The sequence below is a fragment of the Actinomycetota bacterium genome (assembly GCA_009923495.1).
Classification (GTDB): Bacteria; Actinomycetota; Actinomycetes; order S36-B12; family UBA5976; genus UBA5976.
In genome coordinates this window covers 1-3330 of the sequence record RFTJ01000034.1, presented here as the reverse complement: position 1 = coordinate 3330, position 3330 = coordinate 1, and the positions used below count along the sequence as shown (strand labels likewise).

Genomic DNA, 3330 nt, shown 5'->3' with positions numbered 1-3330 from the left:
TACGGCCTACCATCGTGAAGGTTCAGGAGATGAGGATTCAGCCTATCGTTGGGTCCGCCCTGTACGGCGAATTGGTGGGGCAGGTGGTCAGTGGTAATACGACTGCGCTGAACAACACACTCTTGGAGGATTACATTCAGCCTGCGATGGTGCAGTGGCTTTACTACGAGTTGCCCATGGTTCTCGCCTTTAAGTACATGAACAAGGGCATGGTCCGCAGAACCAGCGAGGAATCTACGCAGATGAGCATGGACGAAATCACCCGCCTGACGGACAAGGTGAAGAACGATGCCGAATGGTACTCCGAAAGGATAACCCGCTACCTCATGGAAAACCGTAGCGATTATCCGCTCTTCAACTCACCTCCATCGGCCATCGATACCATCTACCCGAACGGCACGAATTACAACACAGGCATGGCCTTGGATGCTCGCACCCTGCGCCGTGGTGCTGGCTTGGATAGACCTTGGCCTTACGGTTATGACCCCTACTGCAACAACTGCTAAACTCTATGGGAGCGCACTCTAAAAACATTTTGAAACTACAAGCCTATGTCTTGGATAAAAATAAAGCAAGCCTTGCTGACGCTGGCAAACTCACACCCGCAAGTGAACTCCTTCGGAACGGGCGACCCGCTTGCGATAGGAACGGACAACACGATAAACCTGCGAACTCCCAGCCGTGAGCGAATCGTTTATCCACTCGTGTTTGCAGACGTTCAATCGGCAACTACTGATGCTGGCACTCTCTCTTTGGTTGTGGGTGTCTATTTCAGCGACCGAGTGGAATCCATTGCCTCGATGGGCGGCGTGGTTTCGGGCAGTCCGACATTGGGTTGGCAGGATAACGAGGACGAGGTATTGAGCGACCAACTGCAAATCGCTCAGGACTTCATTAGCTCGCTCACGAACGACCCAAGCCAAGAATGGACGCTAAGTACCTCCGTGTCATTAACGAGGTTTGTAGAGAGCCGTGATGACCGTACGGCAGGGTGGGTAGCTACGCTACAGTTCCAAATACCCTACAGCCACTCCGTTTGTGAAATTCCCTCTTAATTTACATTTACCCTAAAGCAACCCATACAAAATGCCTACTCCAATTCTCCAACAAATGCTCGGCCAAGGTGGTACGATGCAATTCATTGACGCAGCCGTCAGCGGTGCGAACTTCGACTTCATTGTGGTCAATATCGCAAGCGGTTTCAGCACACTCACAGGCACAGGCGGCGAGAATCTTCTCACTGCTTATTCGTTGACCAGCAAAACCGTTTCCGCTGGAATCGTCATCAGCGGTCGCAACGGCGGCAAGATTACTGCCGTAACCCCAACGGGCGGCGGTTCGGTCATCGGTTACACGTTCCTCTAAGCCATGCTGATAGGTTACGGTTACGGCTACCCAAAGCCTCTATTCATAGATGGCATTGACGCTGCTGCATGGGCGGAGTACAATAACCGTGCGAATACGGATAACGCCGTAACTGCGGAGGCGGCGGTGTACGGATGCTTATTCAATCGCTTTTCCGCAATCTATTCCCAGTCCGAGCAATACAGACAACCGTGGCGACTTCAATGTAACTCGTGCGACTGCGGCGACAAGGGTCAACTCTGCTGGGTTGATTGAATCCGTGGCTTCGGGCATACCGAGGTTGGACTACTTCGCCAGCGGTGGAGTGGTCGGTTGCCCTGCGTTGCTTGTGGAGCCGAGTGCGCAGAATTTGGTATTGCATTCCCGTGACTTGACCAACGCCGTTTGGTCGGGAAGCAATGTAACTACCGCCAAGAATGCAGTCGGCGCAGACGGGGTCGCATCGGGAGCCACAACGCTGACCGCTACGGCGGCAAGTGGAACGGTATTGCAGGCACTTTCACACGCATCGCAGAGCCGCATATTCTCGGCTTATGTGCGCCGTGTTTCGGGGTCGGGTGCAATACAAATGACAACCAACGGAGGAACGAATTGGACTACCGTTACGATTTCATCCCTTTACACGCAAGTCGCCTGTGCCGCTCAAACGGTTGCAAGTGGTACGGTTGGATTTAGGATGGCCGTAAGCGGCGATGTAATTGAGGTGGACTTCACCCAAGGCGAGGTTGGCCCTGTATTTACTTCACCCATCCCCACAACCACCGCACCTGTAACCCGCAACGCCGATGTTGTTTCGGTGAGCGGAGCGGTCAGCGGGAGTATTGGGCAGACGCAGGGAACGCTTTATGCGGAGGTTGATGCAGTGAACTGGACAAATCTTGGACGAATTTTTGTTGTGAGTGATGGCACAACATTAAATGCGATTTCTATTTTGTTTAATACATCGAACAGATTTCGATTGATAATAGACAATGGTGGTAGTTCTGCACAAGCAGACATTTCCTCTTCTTCTCTTAGCAATGGAGTTCATAAGATAGCTGTTGCATATGCAAATAATGATATTGCTTTTTTTGTTGATGGAGTTTTAGTAGGAACAGATACAAGTGCTACAATACCAGCTTGCTCGCAAATATTCTTAGGCAAAATTGGCACAAGTTCATCAACGAACTTTATGAACGACCGCATCCGTGCCGCCGCCCTCTACACCACTCGCCTGACCAACGCTCAACTCGCATCCCTCACGACCCTCTAATGGCTACCTTCCGTAAGTACGCATTCCCCAAGCAAGCCGATGCCGATAAGGTACTCGCACTCTGCACAGGCACAACCGCTGCGGTAGCACTCGGAACACTCGATGGCCTAATCTCCTACGACATCCTGTGGGAAGGCGATGCACCCGAAGATGCGACCAAGTTTGAAACTTGGCCCACACCCTGCGGAGTGCATTCCTTCCTCGGCTGGGATGAGCAGTACACCGAAGATTACAACCAACACAAATCGCTAAGCAAATGAAACTATTCCGCAAACGCAACCCCGAAAACACCCCAAAACTCCCAATCATGAAAGCAGCAACACTCGCACTCCTTCGCCACCTCCTTACCTTCATCGGAGGCGCACTTGTCGCCAAAGGTTTCATCGACACCGAATCCCTGCAAGAACTCATTGGCGCACTCATTACCCTGCTGTCCATCGGCTGGATGACCGTAGATAAAGCCAAAGCTGCTCCCAAGCCGTGAACCTGCTGGAAACAACCGTAATCGGCACGGTCAGCGCAATCGTTGGCGGTGCAGTGGCTTGGCTGACAAGGGGTCGCTTTACGGCGGATTCCCTGCAGGTGAAGCAAGCCCAAGCGGTGCTGGCGATGTGGCAGCAGACGGCAGAGGCACAGCAGAAGGAATTGGCGCAACTAAGGAATGAAATCGTAAGTTTGCGAGAGCGGATAGAGTGCTTGGAGAGTACAATCCA

The 3330-nt window shown here is 52.3% G+C and carries 7 protein-coding genes; all 7 read left to right on the top strand.

Translation table 11 applies throughout. From position 1 onward, the window contains the following. Positions 1–14 precede the first annotated feature (14 nt). Entirely contained in the window at positions 15–506 is a 492-nt protein-coding gene (locus tag EBS36_07180; protein ID NBU32929.1) for a hypothetical protein, read from the top strand. Between the two features lie 45 nt (positions 507–551). After that, positions 552–1055 carry a hypothetical protein gene (locus EBS36_07175; GenBank protein NBU32928.1) on the top strand — a complete coding sequence of 168 codons (504 nt, stop codon included), beginning with the start codon at positions 552–554 and terminating at the stop codon, positions 1053–1055. A 31-nt stretch (positions 1056–1086) separates the two neighbouring features. Then, a complete protein-coding gene (locus EBS36_07170; protein ID NBU32927.1) occupies positions 1087–1365 on the top strand; it encodes a hypothetical protein in 279 nt (92 codons plus the stop codon). Between the two features lie 328 nt (positions 1366–1693). Continuing rightward, complete coding sequence (locus EBS36_07165; protein ID NBU32926.1) at positions 1694–2617, top strand: hypothetical protein; 924 nt, start codon at positions 1694–1696, stop codon at positions 2615–2617. Next, positions 2617–2877 (top strand): hypothetical protein, encoded by a 261-nt coding sequence (locus EBS36_07160; GenBank protein NBU32925.1) that lies wholly within the window; start codon positions 2617–2619, stop codon positions 2875–2877. Before EBS36_07165 ends, EBS36_07160 begins: the two co-directional genes overlap by 1 nt. Next, a complete protein-coding gene (locus EBS36_07155) occupies positions 2874–3101 on the top strand; it encodes a hypothetical protein (GenBank protein NBU32924.1) in 228 nt (75 codons plus the stop codon). The genes EBS36_07160 and EBS36_07155 overlap by 4 nt, the downstream gene beginning before the upstream one ends. Beyond that, positions 3098–3330: hypothetical protein (locus EBS36_07150; protein ID NBU32923.1), on the top strand; the 233-nt coding region annotated here is incomplete at its 3' end. The genes EBS36_07155 and EBS36_07150, both read left to right, overlap by 4 nt.

What these genes read in the sequence shown, in the direction of transcription:
- EBS36_07175 (NBU32928.1), top strand. Translation starts at nt 552, where the DNA reads ATGTCTTGGATAAAAATAAAGCAAGCCTTGCTGACGCTGGCAAACTCA.
- EBS36_07170 (NBU32927.1), top strand. Translation starts at nt 1,087, where the DNA reads ATGCCTACTCCAATTCTCCAACAAATGCTCGGCCAAGGTGGTACGATG.
- EBS36_07160 (NBU32925.1), top strand. Translation starts at nt 2,617, where the DNA reads ATGGCTACCTTCCGTAAGTACGCATTCCCCAAGCAAGCCGATGCCGAT.
- EBS36_07155 (NBU32924.1), top strand. Translation starts at nt 2,874, where the DNA reads ATGAAACTATTCCGCAAACGCAACCCCGAAAACACCCCAAAACTCCCA.